Genomic DNA, 23,545 nt, shown 5'->3' with positions numbered 1-23,545 from the left:
CTAATGTGCGAGCTTTTTTATACTTATCGTTTTCCTTTTTCATACGGCGTTCCTAACGCTTTCGGAGCTTCAGAACGACCTACAAAACCAACAAGCGCTAATATTGTGAATACATATGGTAATATCGTTAATAAAACACTCGGAATTTGATCTAATACAGGAATTGTTCCACCTGTTACACTTAACGATTGTGCAAAACCAAAGAATAGCGCTGCACCTAATGCACCTAGTGGATTCCACTTCCCAAAGATCATGGCAGCTAACGCTAAGAAACCTTGTCCAGTAATAGTTGCCCCTGAGAAGTTATTAGAAATTGACATTGCAAAAATTGCTCCACCAATTCCAGCAAACACACCTGATATACAAACACCAATATAGCGCATTTTATATACGTTAATTCCCATCGTATCAGCTGCCATTGGATGCTCACCAACCGCACGAAGACGAAGACCGAACGGTGTTTTATAAATAACATACCAAACAACGAATGCTAAAATAATAGCAATATACGACGTTATCGGTACGTTAGAGAAGAATATTTTCCCTAAAACTGGGATATCCGAAAGGCCTGGAATATCAATCTTTTCAATACGGTACTGAATAAAGTCAGTCTGTCCTTTATCAAAAATCTTCTTAATTGCAAATACCGTTAATCCAAGAGATAAGAAGTTAATCGCTACACCACTTACAACTTGATCCGCTCGGAATGTAATAGATGCTACCGCATGAAGTAATGCAAATAACCCACTACCAATTGCCGCAAATAATAACGCAATCCACGGAGTCATCGTTCCCCATGTATCACCCATTAATAAGTTTGTAACAACTCCAATAAATGCACCAAATAGCATTAGTCCTTCTAATCCGATATTTACAACACCCGATCGTTCACTAAATACACCACCTAGTGCTGTAAAAATTATAGGTGCTGATGTATATAACGTACCCGTCACAAGAATGGCTAATATATCTAAAAAGCTCATTTATTTCCCCTCCTTGCTCATGCGTGTAAGCGCCCATCTTAACACATAACTACATGCAACAAAGAAGATGATACATGCAATAATCACATTAATAAGCTCTGATGGTACATCTGCCTCAAAGTTCATTTGAGGGGAAGCACTTTTCAAACCACCAAATAATAAAGCTGAAAGGATAATACCAAACGGATTATTCCCCCCAAGTAAGGCTACGGCAATCCCGTCAAATCCTACTCCTGTAAACGAAGACATTGCTGTCATACTTTGGAATGTTCCTAACCCTTCCATCGCACCACCAATCCCCGCAAATGCACCAGCAATTGTCATAGAGAATACTACATTGCGAGAAACTTTCATACCAGCATATTGGGAGGCATGTTGATTAAATCCTACCGACTTTAATTCATACCCTAAAGTTGTTCGATCTAATAAGAACCACATTAAAATAGCGATTAAAATTGCTACAACAATTCCCCAGTGAAGGCGCGAACCGTCAGTGATGGCAGCAAGCCAGTCTGAAGATAATGACGCACTCGCTTTGATGTCGTACGTTTTATCATTACCCTCGTGCAAGAAACGCTTAATAATGTCATATGTTACGTATAACGCAATATAGTTCATCATAATTGTTACAATAACTTCATTAACTTGAAATTTCCCCTTTAAATATCCAGGGATGAAACCCCAAATTCCACCTACCAATGCTGCAAATAAAATAGATAACGGAATGTGAAGAACAGCTGGTAGCGAAACTGCATAACCGAACCAAACCGCTGCAAGCCAACCAACTAGTAATTGACCCTCTACCCCGATATTAAATAAACCTGTACGAAATGCAAACGCCACTGATAAGCCGGCAAGAATAAGCGGGATCATTGTACGAAGCGTTTCACCTATTGCACTTGGGCTACCGAACATTCCTGTCCAAAGTGCACTATAACCAACAATTGGATCATAGCCACTAACTAGCATTACAATTGCTCCGACAAGTAAGCCGAAAATAACGGATAGTACTGGGACTAAAATATTTATCGTTCGTTCTGTTAAAAGTTTTTTAGCCATTTGTACCCACCTGCTCCTTCTTTGTTCCTCCAGCCATTAACAATCCAAGCTGTTGTTCATTCGTTTCTTTCGCATCAACAATTGCTACGATTTTCCCTTCATAAATAACAGCAATTCGGTCACTAACATTTAAGATTTCATCTAACTCTAAAGATAAAAGTAATACACCTTTTCCTTTATCCCTTTGCTCTATTAATCTCTTATGAATAAATTCAATTGCTCCTACATCTAAACCACGTGTTGGCTGTGCCGCGATTAATAAATCTGGATCACGGTCTACTTCACGTGCAATAATTGCTTTTTGTTGATTCCCCCCAGATAAAGCGCGCGCTAACGTTTGCTCACTAGGTGTACGTACATCAAACTGTTCAATAAGTGCCTTTGCTTTTTCTGTAATTTTACTAAAATTTAAAATCCCTTTCTTTGAAAACGGATTTTTATAGTACGTTTGCAGAACGATATTATCTCTAACAGAAAAATCAAGAACAAGGCCGTGTTTATGACGATCTTCTGGAATATGACCAATTCCTTCTTCTGTTATCCTTCTAACAGGCCAATTTGTTATTTCTTTTCCTTTAATTGCAATAGAACCTGACTCAACTTTTCGTAAACCAGTAATTGCTTCTATCAATTCACTTTGTCCGTTTCCATCAATCCCTGCAATTCCAACAATTTCCCCCGCACGAACAGTTAAGTCAAGGCCTTTTACAGCAGGTAGTTGACGTGCATCGTGAGCAACAAGATTTGCAATTGAAAGTACCTCTTCTTTTGGCTTCGCGTCTATTTTTTCTGTTTTAAAATTCACTTGACGTCCGACCATTAATTCTGCAAGTTTATTTTCATCCGTATTTGCAACGTCAACCGTTCCAATCCCTTTTCCTTTACGAATAATCGTACAACGATCGCAAACTTCCATAATTTCTTTCAACTTATGTGTAATAAGAACAATAGATTTCCCTTCTTGTACAAGCTTTTTCATAATTTGAATTAGCTCATGAATTTCTTGCGGTGTTAACACAGCTGTCGGTTCATCAAATATTAAAATTTCTGCCCCACGGTAAAGTGTTTTTAAAATCTCAACACGCTGCTGCATACCAACTGAAATATCCTGTATTTTCGCGTATGGATCTACAGCTAATCCGTATTGTTCAGACAGTTTTTGAATTTCTTTAGCAGCTTCCTCAACAGCAATTTTCCCGTTTTTCTTCGGTTCATTTCCGAGAATAATATTCTCTGTAACTGTAAAATTATGAACAAGCATAAAGTGCTGATGAACCATTCCAATACCAAGGTCATTTGCCACATTCGGATTGGTAATGTTTACAGACTTTCCTTTAATTTTAATTTCACCTTGTTCTGGTTGATACAAACCAAATAGTACATTCATCAATGTGGATTTCCCTGCACCATTTTCTCCAAGTAAAGCATGTATTTCTCCTTGCTTTACTTGCAGCGTAATATCATCATTCGCTACAATGCCTGGGAATACTTTCGTAATGTTATTCATCTCAATTACGTATTCCATTTTGTTCCTCCTTTTAACAGGGAACATTCCCCTATTACACTATTAACTTATTAAGCAATTTGGAAGTTTTATACATACAAAGGTTAGTTCTATGAACTAACCTTTGCTATTTCTCTATTTATTTTTTTAGAGAAGCTTCATATTCTTTATACTCTTTATCTGTAGCTGGTACTTTAATTTCACCATCTGTAATTTTCTTTTCAAACGCTTCTACTTTTGTTAAAATTTCAGGGTTAACTTTTTTCACGTTGTCAGTTGTTTTTGCAATACCAACACCGTCATCTTTTAAACCAAACGCTTCTACTTTACCGCCTTTTAATTTACCATCTTTCGCTTCTTGTGCTACTTTTTCAACAGCGATATCTACACGTTTTACCATTGAAGTTAATGTTACGTTTTCAGGCATACCTTCTTGGTTTTGGTCACGGTCAACACCGATTACCCAAACATTTTCACCTTTTTTCTTACGGTTTTTCGCTTCAGTGAACACGCCGTTACCTGTACCACCAGCAGCATGATAAATTACATCTACACCTTGACCATACATTGCTGATGCAAGAACTGTACCTTTTTCAGGTTTATCAAATGCTTCCGCATATTCAGATACGATTTCAATGTTTGGATTTACTGCCTTTGCACCAGCTTTAAATCCATTTTCGAATTTACTAATTAAATCACTCTTCATTCCACCAACAAATCCTACTTTATTCGATTTTGTTGACATAGCCGCTACCGCACCTACAAGGAATGATCCTTCATGATCTTTAAATGTAATACTTGTTACGTTCGGTGCTTCTACAACAGTATCAACGATTGCGAATTGTTGTTTTGGAGATTCTTTTGCAACTTCTTTAATTGCACCTTCTAATTTATAACCGATTCCGAAAGATAAATCATACTTATCTTTTGAAAATTTCTTTAAGTTCGGAATATAATCTGCTTCTTTTTCAGACTGTAGGTAACGATAATTTGTTTTTTCCTTTAATCCATTATCTTTACCAAACTTTTTCAAACCTTCCCAAGAAGATTGGTTGAATGATTTATCATCAACGCCCCCAACATCCGTTACCATACCAACTTTGAATTCTTTATCTTCTTTCTTGTCACTGCTCGCCTTATCCGAGTTACCACATGCACCTAAAACCGCGCTTGCTGCTAATGTTAATGATAATAAAAGACCTGTTTTTTTCTTCATACTAGAAACCCCTCCTGAAATGATTTGTCTATTTTTTATACGCTGCTGTCCCTAACTTCTTGCTGTCACCTCCCCAAAAAGGAACTTACCTACATACGTTTTCTTAATACGTGGAAGCTAAACTTATCAGCTCTAAAGTAATTGAGAGAATATAAGATTGGCTCATCATTTTGATCATAGTGCATTTGTTTTAAAACTAGCAGTGCCGTTTCCGGTTCACATTCTAAAATCGGTGAAATTTTCGGATGATAGCCAATTGGCTCAATGTGAGCAACTGCGTATGTGATACGTTTGTGCGTGTTGTTATGTATCACTGTAAGCAATGATTCTTCGTTGTATCCCGATAAATCTGGCAATATTTCTTTTGCAAGTTTATCGATACAATATACAACAGGTTCCCCATCTGCTGTACGCACACGCTCAATCATTACTGCATTAAAACCATCTTCACTATTAAACTTCTCTTTTTCTTCTTCTGTTAAACTTGTTGTAGATGATGATAAAAAGATAGTTCCTGGTGTTTTCCCCACACTAGAAATCATATCTGTAATACTAGAAAGTTGTTCAATCCCAGAAGAAAATAACGGCTTTGCATTTACAAATGTTCCTACACCATGTCTACGAATGACAACATTTTCTTCTTCTAAAATACGCAGTGCTTCCCTTAAAGTCGCCCTACTTACACCAAGTTCTTTCGCTAAATCAAACTCTGATGGTAACTTCTGTCTTTCTTTGTAAGCTCCATCTTTAATTTTTTCTTTAATGTGATCAATCACCCGTAAATATAGGTGACGACTATCGGATTTTACTGACATAAGACTCCCCCGCATTTCAATTATTCGACCTCTGATGTAAGACTTCTTTTCTCTTTTTTCAACTTACAACATAATAAAATTACTAAATACTAAAAATAAGCATAATTGTCGAATAAATATTAATAATTTTTTAAGATGAAATTTTCACTCTTTACTGCATAAAAAAAACTTTGCACCATAAACATTCCTCATTTCGAGAAAAAGTTCGGCACAAAGATCTCTTACATCCTTTGTTACACACTTTTCCCCTCATAGTCCAGCAATTCATGGTTGCCGGGTAGAAACTTATGGACCTTATCTCCAAGATTATATGAGGCAGTGATTCTTTTCGAAGTAATCTTACCACTTGCTCCCATACGTGTCAACAAAATTTAACATTTTTCTACATTAAATATCGAACATTCATTAAAAACATAATCAAAGTATTCGTATTCTAAAGAATCGCTTTAAATGTAAGCCCTTTCTTTATCGCTGAATATAGTATATAACAAAACTAGCATATAAAAAAGCCTAATTGTAAAAACAATTAGGCTTTTTTTATGAACTTTTTTCTTGTACATCATTAATGAGCACCTCTCGTGGTTTACTACCTTCATACGGACCTACTACACCATTCATTTCCATTGCATCAATTAAACGGGCAGCTCGCGTATAACCTACTCTAAACCTACGTTGCAACATAGAAACAGATGCTGTTTGCATTTCCACTACAAGCTGAACTGCTTCATCATATAATTCATCTTCTACTTCCTGCTTCGTATCAGGAACATCTTGTGGAATCATATCTTCTTGATATTGCGCTTTTTGCTGACCAATAACATACTCTACAACTCTCTCAACTTCATCATCGGATAAAAATGCACCTTGTACACGTACAGGCTTCGATGCACCAATTGGTATAAACAGCATATCTCCACGACCTAGCAGTTTCTCTGCACCACCACCGTCAAGAATTGTACGAGAGTCCGTTTGAGAAGATACCGCGAATGCAATACGTGATGGAATATTCGCTTTAATAACTCCCGTAATAACATCAACCGATGGACGCTGCGTCGCAATAATTAAATGAATACCAGCCGCACGAGCCATTTGTGCTAAACGCATAATCGCATCCTCTACATCTGATGAAGCAACCATCATTAAATCAGCTAACTCGTCCACTATTACTACAATATAAGGTAATTCCGGTTGTTTCGCTTCTGATTGACTATTATGTTCTTTAATATGATCATTATATCCTTCAATGTTACGCGTGCCACTATGAGCAAATAATTCATAACGTCGTTCCATTTCACTCACGACTTTTTTCAAAGCTTGTGATGCTTTTTTCGGATCAGTTACAACTGGTGTTAATAAATGCGGAACACCGTTATATACATTTAACTCTACCATTTTTGGATCAATCATCATTAATTTTACTTCATGTGGTTTTGCACGCATTAAAATACTAACAATAATACCATTAATACATACACTTTTCCCGCTACCTGTCGCACCAGCTACTAGTAAATGGGGCATTTTATTTAAACGCGCTAATACAGCTTCACCTGTAATATCTCGTCCAAGACCAATTAACAACTTCTCTTCCGGATGATTATTAGCCTTAGAATCAAGAACTTCTCTAAGCGTTACCATAGAAACTTCTGAGTTCGGAACTTCAATCCCTACAGCTGATTTCCCGGGAATAGGTGCTTCAATACGAATGTCTTTCGCAGCTAAAGCAAGTGCTAAATCATCACTTAAACTAACGATTTTGCTTACCTTTACTCCCATATCAGGATATACTTCATATTTTGTAACTGCAGGACCTCTATGTACTTTTGTTACTTTCGCTTTCACTCCAAAGCTTTGGAATGTACGTTCTAATTTACGAGCATTCTCATAAATTTCTGCATTTTCATTTGTAACTTGCTTATTCTTAGGAAATTTCAATATATCAAGTGCAGGAAGCTTGTAATCTTTATTTTCTACATTTGAAAATTGCATTGGCGGGGCACTTGTTTCCGCCTCTAAAGATTCTACAATCTTTTCTCCACGCTTTTTCTTAGATTCTTCAACAGGCGGAGCCTCTTCAATAGACGGTGAAGTTATTAACTCTACTTCCTGTTCTTCGCTAATTCGTTTATTCTCTTCTTCATTTACAGGATAATTCTCAGTGAAATTCGAAATAATGGGAGGATCAATTGAAATTTCTTCCATCGGCTCAATAATCTCTTCTTGTTCTGCAGAACGTTTGCTCCTTGTGCTTCTCGTTGTTTTTTTCTTTTCTGTTTGTTCAGCCGTCCTTTTGGATCTCCAATCTTTATAATCCCCTTGCATTACTTCAAATTGACTTCTAAGGATTCTCCCTACAGGGGCAAGTACTTCTCCGATATGCTTATTTGTTATACAAAGTATACCGAGAATCACTAAAATAATACCAATGATATAAGCTCCTACTTCGTCAAATAAGAAGTAACACGTCGCGAACATAAGCGCACCAAACATACCACCGCCTAAATGAACGCTATCCGGCCCCTTTTTCATTTCAAGAAAGAAGTTATCTTTCGTACTCACAATAACAGAAGTATTTTGCACTGCTCCATCTTTCGTAAGAAGGTTAAATAATGTAATATGACTAAACATTAATATCGCCAATACTATTAAATAAAAACCGATTAACCGTTTATTTAAAAGGTTCGGCCATCCACGTTTGATAACAAACGAAACCGATAAAGCTATTACACCTAACACACCAATTATGTACCACTCACCAAAGAAGAAGCGAAAAAATAACACAAACGATTTCCCTACAACACCTAGCTGTAAAATCGTAATGATTGAAAGTGCAAAAAGAGTTAAACCGACGATTTCATAATACAAAGTTGGCTTTATCGTGCGTCTTGCTTTTGCCTTCGTCCCTCTTTGCTTTTGTTTTGCCATTTCTTCACCTCGTGTTCTACATGTAAGCAGGGCTTCCTTAAAAAAGCTCTACTTATATGTCTGTTTTCTCTATTTTTTCAGGTCTTATATCTTCTATTTTTACACTTCTTGTAAATTGTTAAATAAACAGAAGAAAGCAGCCCTCTCATGGCTGCTCAACCGTCTTGTTTTTTATATTATACCATAGCTTCTAAACAAAATCCTTCTTTTTGCTAAAAGGTTATTTTTTGGCCGGGCTCAAACTCTAAGTAGTGTAGCGGATCCGTACTTAACACACGTACAATAGAATAACACCCATGTTCTTCTTCAGAAACCATTAATTCAACACCGTTTATATTTACAACTTTTTGGCTTTCACATTGCGAATAATCAGTTGGATATACAAGTTGCTCTGGCATAATTGTGTATAAAATCATTGTAACATTGTCCCTTCTGCACTATCATCCATGCGAGCATCTATTAATTCATTCAGCTTTCGAATCGCATTCCCAATACCACCGACATCATCTATAAGACCATATTTCACTGCATCGCCACCAATTACATTCGTCCCAATATCTCGCGTCAAATTCCCTTTCGCAAACATAAGTTCTTTAAAACGATCTTCGGTTACTTTCGAATGCTTCGTCACAAATCGAATGACTCTTTCTTGCATTTTATCTAAATACTCAAATGTTTGTGGCACACCTATAACAAGACCTGTTAGACGAATGGGATGAATTGTCATCGTCGCAGTTTCCGCAATAAATGAATAATCCGTAGAGACGGCGATTGGTACACCGATAGAATGCCCGCCGCCCAGAACAAGTGATACCGTTGGCTTTGAAAGCGAAGCTACCATCTCAGAAATTGCTAAACCTGCTTCAACGTCACCTCCGACCGTGTTTAATATTAAAAGCAAACCTTCAATTTTCGGATTTTGTTCTATCGCAACAATTTGCGGAATAATATGCTCATATTTTGTTGTTTTATTTTGCGGCGGCAACTGAACATGACCTTCCACCTGCCCAATGATTGTTAAACAATGAATACTCGATTCATTCATTTGTGGTACATTCGTTTGCCCTAGCTGTTGAATTTTTTCCACTATCGAGGCTTCTTTCCCAGTTTCTTTCGGCTCAGCCTCTTTCCCTTCATTTGTATAACGATCACGTTCTGTCATATCGCATCCCCTTTCACTCGTATATAACTATTATTTCTTAAGTTATAAATTTCATTCGATAGAGTTTAAAAAGAAAAAAAGATCACCCGTAAAGGTGATCTTTTTTATACTTCCATAATAATCGGTAAAATCATAGGTTTTCTCTTTGTCTCTTCGTACAAGAACTGCCCTAATAATTCACGAATATTTTGTTTTAACATAGACCATTCAATTGAATACTCTTTAATCGATTGCTCAACAATCATACGTACAATCTCTGTAGAGCGGTCAATTAACGCTTCTGATTCACGAACATACACAAAACCACGTGAAATGATTTCTGGACCAGAGATAATTTTCTTTTCATCTTTACCAAGTGTTACAACAACTACTAATATTCCATCTTGAGATAACATTTTTCTATCTCGAAGAACGATATTACCAACGTCACCTACACCTAATCCATCAATTAACACATTACCAGCTTGTACTTTGCCAACTAAGTTTGCTTCATCGTCACCAAAAGCAATCACATCGCCTTTTTCTACGATAAAGATATTCTCTCTTGCAATACCTACATCTTCAGCTAAATATGCATGTGCTTTTTGCATACGGAACTCACCATGTACGGGTACAAAATACTTAGGTTTCATTAAATTTAACATTAATTTTAATTCTTCTTGGCTACCGTGACCTGAAACATGAACTTTTCTTTCACCGTAATAAATAACATCAGCTCCAGCTCTAAATAACAAGTCAATAATTTTCGATACAGATATTTCATTACCCGGAATTGGAGAAGCCGCAATAATAACCGTATCACCTTTACGAATTGAAATTTGTTTATGAGCTTGCTTCGCCATTCTAGAAAGGGCTGCCATCGGTTCACCTTGGCTACCTGTCGTTAAAATAGCTACCTTTTTCTCTGGGAAATTGTCTACTTCTTGTAGTGAAATAACCATACCTTCTGGAACATCTAAATAACCAAGACGTCTTGCGATATCTACCACTTTCACCATACTACGTCCTACAACCGCTACTTTTCGTCCTGTTTCAGCAGCTGCATCAAATACTTGTTGAATACGATGTACATTCGATGCAAATGAAGCAACGATAATACGTCCTTCTGCGCCGTAGAACACTTTAGAAATTTCTACACCAACTTCTTTTTCAGAACCTGTATAGCCTGGACGCTCAGCATTTGTACTATCAGATAATAAGCACAGTACGCCTTCATTTCCGATTTGTGCCATTTTTCCAAGGTCTGCTCCACTATTTCCAATTGGAGTTTGATCGAATTTAAAGTCTCCCGTATATACGATAGCACCTTTTGATGTATGGAAACAAACACCAACAGAATCTGGAATACTATGTGTCGTTCCAAAGAATGACACCGTTGTAGTATTAAACTCTACTGTTGAATTTGAATCGATTGTTTTTAAGTCTACACGGCCTAACATACCCGCTTCGCCAAGTTTTTCTTGTATAAGTCCTACTGTTAATTTCGTTGCATACACTGGAATTGATAATTTACGAAGTACGTAAACAATTCCACCAATATGATCTTCATGACCGTGAGTAATAAATAAACCTTTTACTCGCTCTTGGTTTTCCACTAAATATGTAATATCAGGAATAACGATATCAATTCCAAACATTTCATCTCCCGGGAACATTAACCCTGCATCTACAATAAAGATTTCAGAATCAATTTCAACACAGTACATGTTTTTCCCGATTTCACCTACTCCACCAAGAGCAAATACTTTAACAGACTCATTCTCTTTTCTCTTCATGTTGTTGCCTGGTTTAAAAATCTTTCAAACACTGATTTCACTAAAATTGCAGAGACACCAGGGGAAACTCTACAACCACCATATATTCACCGTCCAAGACGAATGTCCTTACCGTTATGCGATATCATGTCCTTGTTTATTTTTTAAACCAGGTTTCACCTCTCTTTCATTATATAAATCAAATATCTTATTCGATATGATATGAAAATGTAATCAAATTATAATTTTTACCAATTTTGCTAAGCATACCCGTACTAAGCTACTTAGCCATATTATACCTGATACAAGAAATAGAACACAAGTTAAATCGTGCGAAAGAAGAAGTAAAAGAACGGAATTACAACAAAAATATCGAACGTATTTCCTTTATATTTACTCCGATTTTATACTCCATATTATTTTGAAGAAATAACCATACATACGCTAAATTAATTTCATAATATGGATTTTCAAGACTTATTTTTCTAGAATCGAACAAAAACACTTATAAAATGAATCTTTTTTATGAATCACGTCACATTTGAGACAATCCCTCTAAAAAACAGAATCGATATTTTATTACGTTTATACAAATGTTTATCCTATAATAACTATGATTTTTTGATTCATTTAAAGGTGTACGATTATTTTCTTATACATGTTGCAACACATAATGAAGAAGCGGTTAAACAAGTGGCATAATATGATCTTATAAGAACACATGTAGGTGAGAAACGAGAGGCAAAGATTTTCATAACATAAAAAAATAACCTAGTTCTACACTAGGTCATTTTTTATTAACGAGGGATAGATTGCATTACAGATTGTAACGTTACTCTTTCTTCTTCTGTTAATGGAAGAAGCGGTAAACGTACAGAACCTACATCTAATCCAACCATTTGTAACGCTGTTTTTACTGGCGTTGGGCTTGGCGCCATAAATAATGAATCCGTTACTCTTACAAGTAATTGATGTAATTTTTGCGCCTTTTTAAATTCTCCTGCTTGGAATGCTGCAATCATTTCTTGCATTTCATTTCCAATCACATGAGATGCTACAGAAACGATACCTTTCGCTCCAACTGCCATAGCTGGTAACGTTAAACCATCATCACCGCTGTATACTGCAAAGTCGTCCGCTGTTTTTTCAATGATTTCTGTCATTGTTAACACATCGCCACCTGCATCTTTAATCGCAACAATGTTTTCTATTTCTGATAAACGAACAACTGTATCAACGGAGATTTGTACAATAGATCGTCCTGGAACGTTATATAGCATAACCGGAAGCGGCGTGCTTTCAGCAATTGCTTTAAAGTGCTGATACATTCCTTCTTGACTCGGTTTGTTATAATACGGTGCTACTAGCATTACTGCATCAACACCAACCTCTGTTGCCTTTTTAGTTAAGTCAATAGAAGCATGCGTATTATTACTACCTGTTCCAGCGATTACGGGCACCCTTTTATCGACAACAGATACGACATGGCGATATAACGCTACTTTTTCTTCTGAAGTTAATGTAGGAGATTCTCCTGTCGTTCCTCCTACCACGATTGCTGTTGTACCGTTATCTATTAAATAATTTACCAATTTCGTTGTCTTCGCAAAATCGATATTTCCGTTTTTATCAAACGGAGTTACCATCGCGGTTGCAATTGTCCCAAAATCTATCATGGTCTCACTCCTTATTGTTCCAGTTGCTTTTCTTTTGAAAGCTCAAACGCACTATGTAATGCATTTACAGCCTCCACTAAATCAGTTTCTTTTACAAGAACCCAAATTGTCGTATGGCTATCTGCCGATTGCAAAATTTGAATACCTTTTTCCGCTAAAGCTGTAACGATTTTCGCAGTAACCCCTGGGTATCCTGCCATTCCAGCTCCTACAATAGATACTTTTGCACAATGCTCTGTCACAATTGGCTCATATCCAAGGTTTCTTAATAATTCAACTGCACGACTTGATACATTATCACTCACCGTATAAGCTACCCCAGTAGGTGAAATGTTAATTAAATCGACACTGATTCCTTCATTCGCCATTTCTTTAAACACATGCTGTTGTAAATCATATGCTGTTTCTTTTGCCAGCACTTTAATTTGCGTCACATTTGATACATGAGCGATACCTGTAACAGGACGTTCTTCTACATCACGGCCTTTTGTAGCACCGTCCGATGCTGAAATAAGCGTACCTTCACTATCAGAATACGTAGAACGTACACGAAGTGGTACTTTGGCATGCATCGCAATTTCAACTGCACGTGGATGAACGACTTTTGCACCTTGATATGCCATGTTACAAATTTCATTGTATGTTACCGTTTGAAGATGACGTGCATCTTTTACAATGCGAGGATCCGCAGTCATAACACCTTCTACATCTGTAAAGATATCAATAAATTCAGCATGAAGCGCAACACCTAATGCAGAAGCTGAAGTATCGCTACCTCCGCGTCCAAGTGTTGTCGTATCACCTTTTTTCGTTTGTCCTTGGAATCCTGTAACGACGATTACATCTACATTTTCTAACTCTTCATGTACACGATCGCAATTCATTTCAATAATCTTAGCATTCGTAAAATCCTCATTTGTTACAAAACCAGCTTGTGCACCATTTAATGCCGCTGCTTTTATACCGTTCTCATTTAACATGTTAGAAAAGACGATTGCTGAGATTAATTCTCCGCATGATAATAATAAATCTTGCTCACGATTAGAAATGCGAGATTCCTCTTGATTTACAAGACTTAACAAAGTATCAGTTGCATATGGTTCACCTTTACGGCCCATAGCAGATACGACAGTAACTACTTTATAACCCGCATCTAGCGATTTTTTTATATGATGAAGCGCATGCTTACGTCCATTTTCATCACGTACGGATGTGCCACCAAATTTTTGAACAATAATTTTCATATTTTGCACCTTCTCTTAGCCGTTTACACTAATTGTAATTTTACTAAGCGCTCTGCAATTTGAACAGAATTCCATGCAGCGCCTTTTAATAAGTTATCAGATACGACCCAAAGATGGAATCCTTTATCATTATTTAAATCTTTACGGATTCTTCCAACGAATACTTCGTTTTTACCTACTGCAGTAGCTGGCATTGGATATAACTGCTCTTCTGGATTATCTTGTAGAACAATACCTTCCGCATTTGCAAGTAAGCTCTTGAATTCTTCTACTGTTACACCTTCTTTTTCTACTTCGATGTAAACAGACTCAGAGTGACCTGATACAACTGGTAAACGTACACATGTTGCCGCTACTTCTAATTCAGGCATATGCATAATTTTTTTCGTTTCATTAATCATTTTCATTTCTTCAAACGTAAATCCATTATCTTGGAATTTATCAATCTGTGGAATCGCGTTGAAAGCAATTTGGAAATGCTTTTTATCACCTGATACAGGTAAAACATTTGCCTTCACTTCTTCACCATTTAAGATTGCTTGTGATTGTTCATGAAGTTCTTCAATCGCTGCCGCACCAGCACCTGATACAGCTTGATATGTGGAAACGATTACTCGTTTTAAACCATATTGCTGACGAACTGGCTCAAGAGCTACTACCATTTGAATTGTAGAACAGTTTGGATTTGCAATAATACCATTATGTTCTTTTAAGTCGTTTTCATTTACTTCAGGTACAACAAGTGGCACGTTTTCTGTCATACGGAATGCACTTGTATTATCAACAACAATCGCACCGCGCTTTGCTGCTTCTGGCGCTAATTGTTTTGATACAGATCCACCAGCACTAAATAGTGCGATATCTACTCCTTCAAAACTTTCAGGAGTTGCCTCTTGAACTGTAAATTCTTCGCCTTTAAATACAAGTTTCTTACCTGCAGATCGTTTAGATGAAAGTAACGTTAACTTCCCGATTGGAAATTCTCGTTTCTCTAAAGTATTTAACATTTGTTCACCAACTGCGCCGGTTGCTCCAACTACAGCGACATGAAAAGTTTTTTGCTTTTCCATCACTATGCCCCTTTCTAGATACCAATCCTTCTATAACTTAGAATCAGAAGGAGTATACAATACCCCTTCTAATCTTAATAACGTTAATTTTATCATATTCTACAGTAAGAATGATGGTTTCATCAAAAATTGTCCGTTTTTTTTCGTTTTTTAATTCATATATCTGAATTTTTCTACGACAACCGGTTGCAATTGCTTTCCTTGCAGCGCTTCTAATACTGTATCTTCAAGCAGCTCCATACGAGCTACCATTGAGTTCGGTTTTTTCTCTGGTGCATCTTGACCGAATGGGACGAAGTAGATGTTTTTTGTTGCCATTAGGCGCATGAGGTTGACACCAACAAGGTGATAACAAAATAAATCCATTTCACTTTCTTCTATTATATATAAAAATCATGGTTAGTTAAATCCATTTTGATTTTATGTGGAACCAAAAATCTCTAAGCATACATTTTATTATTTCATAAATAATCCACATATCCCCAAAATTCGGTATAATAATACAGTTATTTATAACAATTAGGGGATTTCGTTTATTTAATAAAATCATAAACCCTATATTAAAAGCATTATCTAAAAGTAAATTTTAAATATCGTTAAAATAAAAATCTTCATATAAATAGACGTTTTTTCCTATTTACACCTTCTCTTTCTTCTATCTCTACATTAGATATTTACATTTTTTTCTTCTTGTCCCATAATTTTAATTGGGAAAGGGAGGAAAGAAATGGTTCAAATCAAAGTAACACCTGAAACGCTAGAAGAAGTTGCTAATCGTGCAAGTAATACCAGAATCGCATTAGAATCTATACATAATAATTTATGTAATGAAATTGATCATTTGTGTTTTCAATGGATTGGTGCCTCTAATCAACAATTCATTCAAATGTTCAATGATGCGAGACCAAAAGCTTTTACATCTATCAATTCACTTATACAAGTGGAAGAAGATTTGAAACGAATTGCCGAAAAATTCCGCAATACAGATAATCAAGATGTTACAATGGAAAAAGGTGCAATGTGTGGACCACTATCATCAGAAAAAGAGGGTTTTGATGGTAAAAAACTAGCTAGGGATATAGCGGGTGAAATAAGTGGTGAGTATGATGTTCGTCGTGTTTGGGATGGTATTGATCCATCTACTGGCGAAAAACTTTCGGGGTGGGAACGTGCTGGAGCAGGTGTCATGGCTGTAGCCGGACTTACACCCTTTGGAAAGATAGCTAAAGTAGGAAAAGGAGTTAAAATGACTGCTAAGGCTACTGAGGCTGTAAATACAGCTAAAAAAGTACCTGTTGGGAAAGCCAGCGGGACTAAGTCAATTATTTCATCCGAAATGGAAGAGAAAATTCTTTTGGGACAGAGAAAAAATCCTAATAAAAATGAAATTATTGGAGGACATTCATCAAATATTAAAAATAGTCATCCTAATTATGCTACAGAGACGATTAAGGTCAATCCAAATGGTACGAAAGATATCAAATATACGACTCAATTCCCTGACGGGAAATTGGCTAAAATAAAAAATAGTACAATATTTCCAGATAGTTGGAGTGATACAAAGATTTTAGATAGTATAACTGATATAGGTAACTCTTCCCCGTTAGGTATTAGAGGGAGAGATGGAGCAACTTTTCATAGGGAAATTATTGACGGCGTAGAAATTGATGTAATAAAAATAGGTGACAATGTGGTTAGTGGATATCCAACAGGTCAAATTAATGCACCATTACCAGGTGGATTTACCAAATAGAGGAGGAACATAAATGTATGAAAAAGTAGATGCAGTATTATCTGAAAATAGCTCAGATAACTACTTCTATGATGATGAATTTATGTATGTACAAGAGTTGATAAGTGAATTTACTGAAAATGATTGGGATAAATTGCTTCAAAATCTAAAGGACAGAGATGATAAATATAAAATTAGATTAGTATATTGTATAGATGAAGATACTGGGATGAATGGATTCAATTTATTACTAGATTTACTCAATGCGAATGATGAATTAGCTGAATATGTAATAGACTCTTTGCGTTCTTTTAACAATGAAGAATATAAAAAAATAATCGCTTCCAACAAGAAAATAATGGATAAAGCAGAGAGTCTACTGAAAAAATCGAGTCTGCCAGTTAAAAGAATTTTAGAAGCATTTTTACAACAAAATACACAGTCTTAGTATTTATATCTTTAGAAACAGAATTGTTTAAACTAAATAAAAACGAACTCTATTATTCGATTGGCGTCAAATAATAGAGGATTGACTAGTAAGTGTATCACCTGAGATTCCCAGAAGCGTATGGCGTGAAGCTGAAGCGTCTGAAATAGAGCCTTCACATGAATTGGTTTACTTCTTATGTAATAATGCTTTAGAAGTATTTAATTCTCGTTCTATAGAAAGTGCGAAGTGTGAATGTGGTGAATGTATGGATGTATATAAAATGGTTGATACAATGCCGTTTGATAAGTTTGAAGAGTTAGTTGAGGACAGTATTGTTGTTATTGAATTATATTTATGTCCTTCTTGTAAAAAATGGAAGCTTAATTTTGTTGGTAGAAAAATTCTATATGGGTGAAATCATGTTAAAAAAGCTGAATTAGGAAATTACCTAGTTCAGTTTTTTATTTTAAAGAAAAGTATTATCCATATCTTTCAGCAAACTGTTCTGAATACAAATCAACTAATTTTGTTCTTCCAGAGTCTGAATACACCTTTATATCATATTTCACATACACATAGTCTTCATTTTTGTATTTTATATTTACAATCTCTTCCCTTTCCTACATAATTTCAAAACAAGAATACTTTGAATCTCGATTTGAAAGAATTTTTAAAACAGATTATGTAACAGCACATCGTAAGACAGTTGATTCAAGACGCCCATGGGATTCACCTAAAACTGAGCCAATGATACCTTTTGATGAGCATTTAACAGTTCCTCTTGATAAAGTTTTGATTAAGGAGTGCTGAGAACAATGGGGAGATATCCACTATTAGCAATAATGAAAGAAAATGAGGATAAAGAAAGTGTGATTTACAGTTTCGGTCCAGATACTGAATCTTGTATCTGATTTTGAACGCGCAGGATTCCCTAAAGAAAACATTTCAGAAACTTTAGAACAGCAATATAAAATGCTTGATAAATTAAAAGTAAAGTATGAGAGGATTGATTATTAATGAATATTCTAGAAAAATTAAATGAAGCCTTCACATTAGAAGCTCAGGAATCACCAGCGAGTAAAGAGGCCATTCAAGAATTACAAAAGTTCTCATCAATAGATGTACCATTAGATTATTTAGAAGTAATCCAACATTGTACAAATGCAGAGATTAATGTACAAAATGAACTTTACATACGTATTTGGAGCCCTACTGATTGCATAGAGATGAATGAAGCACATGATATTCAAAAATATATACCAAATTCACTGGCAATCGGTGATGATGAAGGCGGAAAAGCATTACTATATGTAGATGGAAAAGAAGGATTCGGATTATATACAGTGGATTTTGGAGATTTAGATATTGAAGAGACAATTAAAATAGCTCCTTCATTAAAAGCATTGTTAATAGATGGTGTCGGAGTAGAGGAATTGTTGTCATAGTTAAAATAATAAGAGCCGACTCCTGAATTGGAATCGGCTCTTATTTTTATTTAACTTCATACCACCAACCTTTACGGTCAAGGTATTCCTTCATTGCTTTTAATTGCGCATCACTCGTAGGATCTGTTACTACGAAAGTTAATCCATCTCCTTGGAGAAGAAACGTACCTGTCATTTGTGCTCCTGTTGCATGACACCAATCCATCGCAAGTTCAAACTCTGGTTTAGAAAGCCCAGATTCAATACGGGTTAATCGTTCATGTGTAATACCAAGGTACTTAGATAACCCTTTCTTTGTTTTCAGCTGAACATTGTCGCAACATTCTCTAGCATTCTGTAATAATTCCCCTATTGCTGAATTGCAGTATATGCTTGTTCCCATATCTGTTCGCCTCCATATTTAGTTTTCAAATGGTTACAATGAACTTAGTGCATATGTAACTTGTCTATTTTTCATGTAAAAAGAGAGGAACTATTCCTCAACGTTTGCTTTTACTTGTATTTCTTTGATGATGGCCCAACCAGCCTTGTAATATGCTTGACGGATTTTATCAATATCCTTTTGTGATTTTGGCTCAGGAGCCACAACATGGACTTTCGTTTTTCCAAATTCATAAGTCGCCGCATATTCTTCTTGTTGGCTCATGGTTTCACCTCTTGAAGTGCTTTTTATATGTTTATGCGACGGTTCTGTTGGTACTGCCATGTTAGTTGATGGCATTTCCCCACCTCTCAGAAACATTTCGTTTCCTTTTTAACTAAAAAAAGATCATCAATTGTAGTTTTATAAAAATCAGCTATTCTTTTAGCCAATTCTAATGAAGGCGTCCTATCACCACGCTCAATTGCCCCTAGCATTTGAGGAGTAATTTTCAAATCCTTTGCTACGACTAATCTTGATTGATCACTTCTAAGTTCAATCATTTTATTTCTTTTTTTATCTAATATTCCACCCCCGAAAGAAACATTTTGTTTCCTTATACTCCACAATATACAGAAACGAAATGTTTCTGTAAATTTTTATTAGAAACATTTCGTTTCCTTAGTGGATTTAGAAACTAAACGTTTCTATAATTAATAAAAAGCGCCTATTCTTATTGGGAAAGAAGGAAGAATTTATGCTTGGAAAAAAGATTTCAGAACTTAGAAAAAAACAAAAACTAAGTCAATATGAACTTGCTGATCGTTTGGGCTTTTCAAGAGGAAAATTAGCTAATTATGAGCAAGGTCAGCGCGAACCAGATTATGATACTTTAAAGAAAATTGCAGACTTTTTTGAGGTATCAACAGATTATCTGTTAGATAGAACACAAACAAAAGAAATGGTATCTAATAATTCATCTAAATTATCAATTAAGGAAGAACGTGATATCGCACGTGATTTAGAAAAAACCTTAGAAGAGCTAGAAAACAGCGATGAAGCGTTAATGTTTGACGGAGAACCAATAGACGAACACACAAAAGAAATGATTCGTATTTCTCTAGAAAACTCTATGCGCATGGCAAAACAATTAGCAAAACAAAAATTCACTCCAAACAAGTATAAAAAAGATTGAACGGAGCGAGAAATGGAAATTAAAGAATACGTACTCAAAATCGTAAAAAAGCACGGCACAACAAACCCCTTTGAAATTGCTAAACGAAAAAGTATTATAGTGTTGTTCGAAGACCTTGGGAATACTCTTGGTTTTTACAACACTTATAAACGCTTTAAATTCATTCATATTAATAATCGAATTAACGAAACCACTCAACAATTTGTTTGTGCACATGAATTAGGTCATGCTGTACTTCATCCTAAAGCAAATACCCCCTTCTTGCGTAACCAAACCTTTTTTTCAGTGGATCGCTTAGAAATCGAAGCAAATACATTTGCTGTAGAATTGTTACTTACCGATGAAATGATTTCTGCTTATAAAGATACTCGTTTATCTATTCAAGAAATTGCGGAGGCTCATGGGATTCCTGGAGGATTCGCTCGTTTAAAAATGTATAAAGGTTCTTGTAAGAAAAATTAAATGAAAGAAGGAAATACAACTTGAATTTATCAATTGAAACTCTTATAAAATTAGTCACTGCAATAGCGACACTTGGAACAGCGGCTCTTGCCCTAATTGGTTTTATTTTTAATAAAAACCTTAAAATCATAACCCTAAGTGAAATTGATCAACTATTTTTAGAAAAAACACAACAAAAAAACCTACAAATATGGCGTTTAATTATGGGAGACATACTATTTGTTATTTTAAATATTTCTATTACGATGCTACTGTACCTTGGTTTTGAAAGCTTTCAGTTAAATAATGATTGGATTGTTATCATTGCTTTTTTACTACCACTAATAATATGGGGACTTTACTTAATTAAAATTCTTATATCTGCTTTACGTACTTCGGAATCGAAAAAAATTGATAAAACAAAATTCGATAATATATTTATGCTCACAATGATTAGCGGGGTTTTCGCACATAGTATTTTATTTAGCTATTCTTTATATATAGATCCTAGTGTTAAAACTATAATCACAGCATTTTTCTTCTTAATTATGCTTTTCCCTTTATATACTATAATAATTAATAAACACAAAATTAAAGTACAACAAGAATACTCTGTATCCCTAGTAAGTGAAGCGAAAATTAAAACTGAGAAATTAAAACATGGATATATAATCGATAATAAAAGAACTGTTTACTTCTCAGAGTTTTATAAAAATACCGATGTATTCTTTATATGTGATTTCGATTCAAAAGTATATTTGAAATACCAAAAGATTGTAAATGAGAACAAGCATGAGAATGATATGGATACTGTAATAACACATTCAAATTAAACTAACAAAAATAGTTTCTTAAAGCCCCTTTGTGGGCTTTTCTTCTAATACAAAAAGAACATACATTCTCTAAAAAAAGAATACTTCTATATTCATTATTAGAGTTTATAATAGCTATTAAAGGGAGGAATTTCTATGAAAACCGCAATCTACTTACGTAAATCCCGCGCCGATCTCGAAGCCGAAGCACGCGGCGAAGGTGAAACTTTAGCAAAGCACCGATCTACCCTGCTGAAAATTGCCAAGGAAATGAACTTAAATGTTTTAGCTGTTCGTGAAGAAATCGTTTCTGGTGAAAGTTTAGTGAAACGACCTGAAATGTTAGCATTGCTTGAAGAAATTGAAGATAATAAATATGATGTTGTTCTTTGTATGGATATGGACCGTTTAGGTCGTGGTGGTATGAAAGAGCAAGGAATCATTTTAGAGACGTTTAAACGCTCGAATACGAAGATTATGACACCTAGGAAGACTTATGACCTTAATGATGAGTGGGATGAAGAATACAGCGAATTTGAAGCGTTTATGGCTCGTAAGGAGTTAAAGATTATTACACGACGTATGCAACGAGGCCGTATAGCAAGCGTGGAGGCTGGTAATTACCTCGGTACCCATGCGCCTTATGGCTATGATATCCACCGTTTAAATAAGCGAGAGCGTACGTTAACGATTAATTCAGAAGAAGCTTCTGTCATAAGAATGATATTTGATTGGTATGCAAACGAGGATATGGGCGCTAGCGCAATCAGAAACAAGTTAAATGAACTTGGCTACAAAAGTAAGTTAGGTAATGAATGGAATCCTTATAGCATCTTGGATATATTAAAAAATAATGTGTACATAGGAAAAGTAACGTGGCAAAAACGAAAAGAAGTAAAACAACCTGATGCCGTAAAAAGAAGTTGTGCTCGTCAAGATAAATCAGATTGGATTATTGCTGATGGTAAACATGAGCCTATCATACCTGCAAGCTTATTTGAGCAAGTGCAAGAAAAATTAAATTCAAGGTATCACGTTCCTTACAATACGAATGGAATTAAAAATCCACTAGCTGGTATTATTAAATGTAGTAAATGTGGTTATAGCATGGTCCAACGTTATCCGAAGAACCGCAAAGAAACGATGGATTGTAAGCACCGTGGTTGCGAAAACAAATCAAGCTATACTGAATTAATTGAGAAGCGTTTACTCGAGGCATTAAAAGAATGGTACATCAATTATAAAGCTGATTTTGAAAAACATAAGCAAGATGACAAGTTAAAAGAAACACAAGTTATTCAAATGAATGAAGCTGCATTACGCAAGCTTGAAAAAGAATTAGTGGATGTCCAAAAACAAAAAAATAATTTACATGATTTATTAGAACGTGGCGTTTACACAGTCGATATGTTTTTAGAACGCTCGAATGTAGTTTCTGACCGTATAACTGAAATTACTTCCACGATGGAAAACTTAAAGAAAGAAATTAAAACCGAAATTAAGAAGGAAAAAGTTAAGAAAGATACAATACCTCAAGTGGAGCATGTTCTTGATCTGTACTTTAAAACAGATGATCCCAAAAAGAAAAACAGCCTCCTAAAGTCGGTTTTAGAAAAAGCTGTTTATAAGAAAGAAAAGTGGCAAAGGCTCGATGATTTCGAACTTGTGCTTTACCCTAAGCTCCCTCAAGATGGCGACATATAAGCGTTCACGCTTTGTTGTCA

At 35.5% G+C, this 23,545-nt stretch carries 23 protein-coding genes, 1 pseudogene and 1 riboswitch; of the genes and pseudogenes, 8 read left to right on the top strand and 16 right to left on the bottom strand.

Features of this window, described 5'->3' with window-relative positions:
* Window positions 1–23: 23 nt before the first annotated feature.
* The 13 genes and pseudogenes from ILT06_RS06305 to spoVFB all read right to left on the bottom strand — a co-directional run.
* On the bottom strand, window positions 24–983 hold the full coding sequence (locus ILT06_RS06305; protein WP_000008857.1) for an ABC transporter permease: 960 nt from the start codon (window positions 981–983) through the stop codon (window positions 24–26).
* Window positions 984–2,042, bottom strand: coding sequence for an ABC transporter permease (locus ILT06_RS06300; protein ID WP_001085261.1), 1,059 nt, complete (start codon window positions 2,040–2,042; stop codon window positions 984–986).
* The gene (locus ILT06_RS06295; protein WP_064475025.1) at window positions 2,035–3,567 is read right to left on the bottom strand and encodes an ABC transporter ATP-binding protein; all 1,533 of its coding nucleotides are present in this window, start codon (window positions 3,565–3,567) and stop codon (window positions 2,035–2,037) included. Before ILT06_RS06295 ends, ILT06_RS06300 begins: the two co-directional genes overlap by 8 nt.
* Window positions 3,568–3,685: 118 nt before the next feature.
* Complete coding sequence (locus ILT06_RS06290; protein ID WP_064475024.1) at window positions 3,686–4,762, bottom strand: BMP family lipoprotein; 1,077 nt, start codon at window positions 4,760–4,762, stop codon at window positions 3,686–3,688.
* A gap of 89 nt (window positions 4,763–4,851) precedes the next feature.
* Complete coding sequence (locus ILT06_RS06285) at window positions 4,852–5,577, bottom strand: GntR family transcriptional regulator (protein WP_064475023.1); 726 nt, start codon at window positions 5,575–5,577, stop codon at window positions 4,852–4,854.
* 232 nt (window positions 5,578–5,809) lie between these two features.
* A riboswitch (purine riboswitch) is annotated at window positions 5,810–5,911 on the bottom strand.
* Window positions 5,912–6,114: 203 nt separating this feature from the next.
* Window positions 6,115–8,499 carry a DNA translocase FtsK gene (locus tag ILT06_RS06280; protein WP_222654927.1) on the bottom strand — a complete coding sequence of 795 codons (2,385 nt, stop codon included), beginning with the start codon at window positions 8,497–8,499 and terminating at the stop codon, window positions 6,115–6,117.
* A gap of 212 nt (window positions 8,500–8,711) precedes the next feature.
* On the bottom strand, window positions 8,712–8,915 hold the full coding sequence (locus ILT06_RS06275) for a YlzJ-like family protein (RefSeq protein ID WP_000605035.1): 204 nt from the start codon (window positions 8,913–8,915) through the stop codon (window positions 8,712–8,714).
* On the bottom strand, window positions 8,912–9,661 hold the full coding sequence (gene tepA / locus ILT06_RS06270) for a translocation-enhancing protein TepA (RefSeq protein WP_000139828.1): 750 nt from the start codon (window positions 9,659–9,661) through the stop codon (window positions 8,912–8,914). Before tepA ends, ILT06_RS06275 begins: the two co-directional genes overlap by 4 nt.
* Before the next feature lie 104 nt (window positions 9,662–9,765).
* On the bottom strand, window positions 9,766–11,436 hold the full coding sequence (locus ILT06_RS06265; protein ID WP_000823080.1) for a ribonuclease J: 1,671 nt from the start codon (window positions 11,434–11,436) through the stop codon (window positions 9,766–9,768).
* 776 nt (window positions 11,437–12,212) lie between these two features.
* Window positions 12,213–13,091 carry a 4-hydroxy-tetrahydrodipicolinate synthase gene (gene dapA / locus ILT06_RS06260; RefSeq protein WP_000564777.1) on the bottom strand — a complete coding sequence of 293 codons (879 nt, stop codon included), beginning with the start codon at window positions 13,089–13,091 and terminating at the stop codon, window positions 12,213–12,215.
* An 11-nt stretch (window positions 13,092–13,102) separates the two neighbouring features.
* Window positions 13,103–14,335, bottom strand: a complete 1,233-nt coding sequence (gene dapG, locus ILT06_RS06255; RefSeq protein ID WP_064475022.1) for an aspartate kinase — start codon at window positions 14,333–14,335, stop codon at window positions 13,103–13,105.
* A 23-nt stretch (window positions 14,336–14,358) separates the two neighbouring features.
* Window positions 14,359–15,405 (bottom strand): aspartate-semialdehyde dehydrogenase, encoded by a 1,047-nt coding sequence (gene asd / locus ILT06_RS06250; RefSeq protein ID WP_000414854.1) that lies wholly within the window; start codon window positions 15,403–15,405, stop codon window positions 14,359–14,361.
* 150 nt (window positions 15,406–15,555) lie between these two features.
* Window positions 15,556–15,750 (bottom strand): annotated as a pseudogene (spoVFB, locus tag ILT06_RS06245) (dipicolinate synthase subunit B); the annotation flags it as partial.
* Window positions 15,751–16,132: 382 nt separating this feature from the next.
* Here spoVFB and ILT06_RS06240 point away from each other — a divergent pair.
* From ILT06_RS06240 to ILT06_RS06225, 4 genes are all read left to right on the top strand, one after another.
* On the top strand, window positions 16,133–17,158 hold the full coding sequence (locus tag ILT06_RS06240) for a WXG100 family type VII secretion target (protein WP_098111236.1): 1,026 nt from the start codon (window positions 16,133–16,135) through the stop codon (window positions 17,156–17,158).
* A 13-nt stretch (window positions 17,159–17,171) separates the two neighbouring features.
* The gene (locus ILT06_RS06235; protein ID WP_000273069.1) at window positions 17,172–17,585 is read left to right on the top strand and encodes a hypothetical protein; all 414 of its coding nucleotides are present in this window, start codon (window positions 17,172–17,174) and stop codon (window positions 17,583–17,585) included.
* Between the two features lie 163 nt (window positions 17,586–17,748).
* On the top strand, window positions 17,749–17,982 hold the full coding sequence (locus ILT06_RS06230; RefSeq protein WP_179876798.1) for a hypothetical protein: 234 nt from the start codon (window positions 17,749–17,751) through the stop codon (window positions 17,980–17,982).
* Between the two features lie 601 nt (window positions 17,983–18,583).
* Complete coding sequence (locus tag ILT06_RS06225) at window positions 18,584–19,012, top strand: SMI1/KNR4 family protein (RefSeq protein WP_088047308.1); 429 nt, start codon at window positions 18,584–18,586, stop codon at window positions 19,010–19,012.
* A gap of 46 nt (window positions 19,013–19,058) precedes the next feature.
* On the opposite strand, the gene ILT06_RS33025 is transcribed toward ILT06_RS06225, so the two are convergent.
* The 3 genes from ILT06_RS33025 to ILT06_RS06205 all read right to left on the bottom strand — a co-directional run bounded on the left by ILT06_RS33025 (window position 19,059) and on the right by ILT06_RS06205 (window position 19,936).
* A complete protein-coding gene (locus tag ILT06_RS33025) occupies window positions 19,059–19,394 on the bottom strand; it encodes an N-acetylmuramoyl-L-alanine amidase C-terminal domain-containing protein (protein WP_374452347.1) in 336 nt (111 codons plus the stop codon).
* Between the two features lie 90 nt (window positions 19,395–19,484).
* Window positions 19,485–19,733 (bottom strand): hypothetical protein, encoded by a 249-nt coding sequence (locus ILT06_RS06210; RefSeq protein WP_222654926.1) that lies wholly within the window; start codon window positions 19,731–19,733, stop codon window positions 19,485–19,487.
* Window positions 19,734–19,744: 11 nt separating this feature from the next.
* On the bottom strand, window positions 19,745–19,936 hold the full coding sequence (locus tag ILT06_RS06205; RefSeq protein WP_222654925.1) for a helix-turn-helix transcriptional regulator: 192 nt from the start codon (window positions 19,934–19,936) through the stop codon (window positions 19,745–19,747).
* 194 nt (window positions 19,937–20,130) lie between these two features.
* Between ILT06_RS06205 and ILT06_RS06200 the strand changes: the two genes are divergently transcribed.
* From ILT06_RS06200 to ILT06_RS06185, 4 genes are all read left to right on the top strand, one after another.
* Complete coding sequence (locus ILT06_RS06200; RefSeq protein ID WP_098111232.1) at window positions 20,131–20,568, top strand: helix-turn-helix domain-containing protein; 438 nt, start codon at window positions 20,131–20,133, stop codon at window positions 20,566–20,568.
* A 12-nt stretch (window positions 20,569–20,580) separates the two neighbouring features.
* Window positions 20,581–21,030: an ImmA/IrrE family metallo-endopeptidase gene (locus tag ILT06_RS06195; protein WP_222654924.1), complete on the top strand. Its 450-nt coding sequence runs from the start codon at window positions 20,581–20,583 to the stop codon at window positions 21,028–21,030.
* Window positions 21,031–21,050: 20 nt separating this feature from the next.
* Window positions 21,051–21,842: a hypothetical protein gene (locus ILT06_RS06190; protein ID WP_222654923.1), complete on the top strand. Its 792-nt coding sequence runs from the start codon at window positions 21,051–21,053 to the stop codon at window positions 21,840–21,842.
* 135 nt (window positions 21,843–21,977) lie between these two features.
* Window positions 21,978–23,525, top strand: coding sequence for a recombinase family protein (locus tag ILT06_RS06185; RefSeq protein ID WP_098110637.1), 1,548 nt, complete (start codon window positions 21,978–21,980; stop codon window positions 23,523–23,525).
* Window positions 23,526–23,545: the final 20 nt, after the last annotated feature.

Origin of the sequence: Bacillus sp. 17RED48 (genome assembly GCF_019837545.1) — a bacterium.
In the GTDB taxonomy this organism is placed as follows: domain Bacteria; phylum Bacillota; class Bacilli; order Bacillales; family Bacillaceae_G; genus Bacillus_A; species Bacillus_A wiedmannii.
The sequence above is the reverse complement of the archived record's forward strand: the minus strand, read 5'-3'. Positions and strand labels throughout refer to the sequence as shown.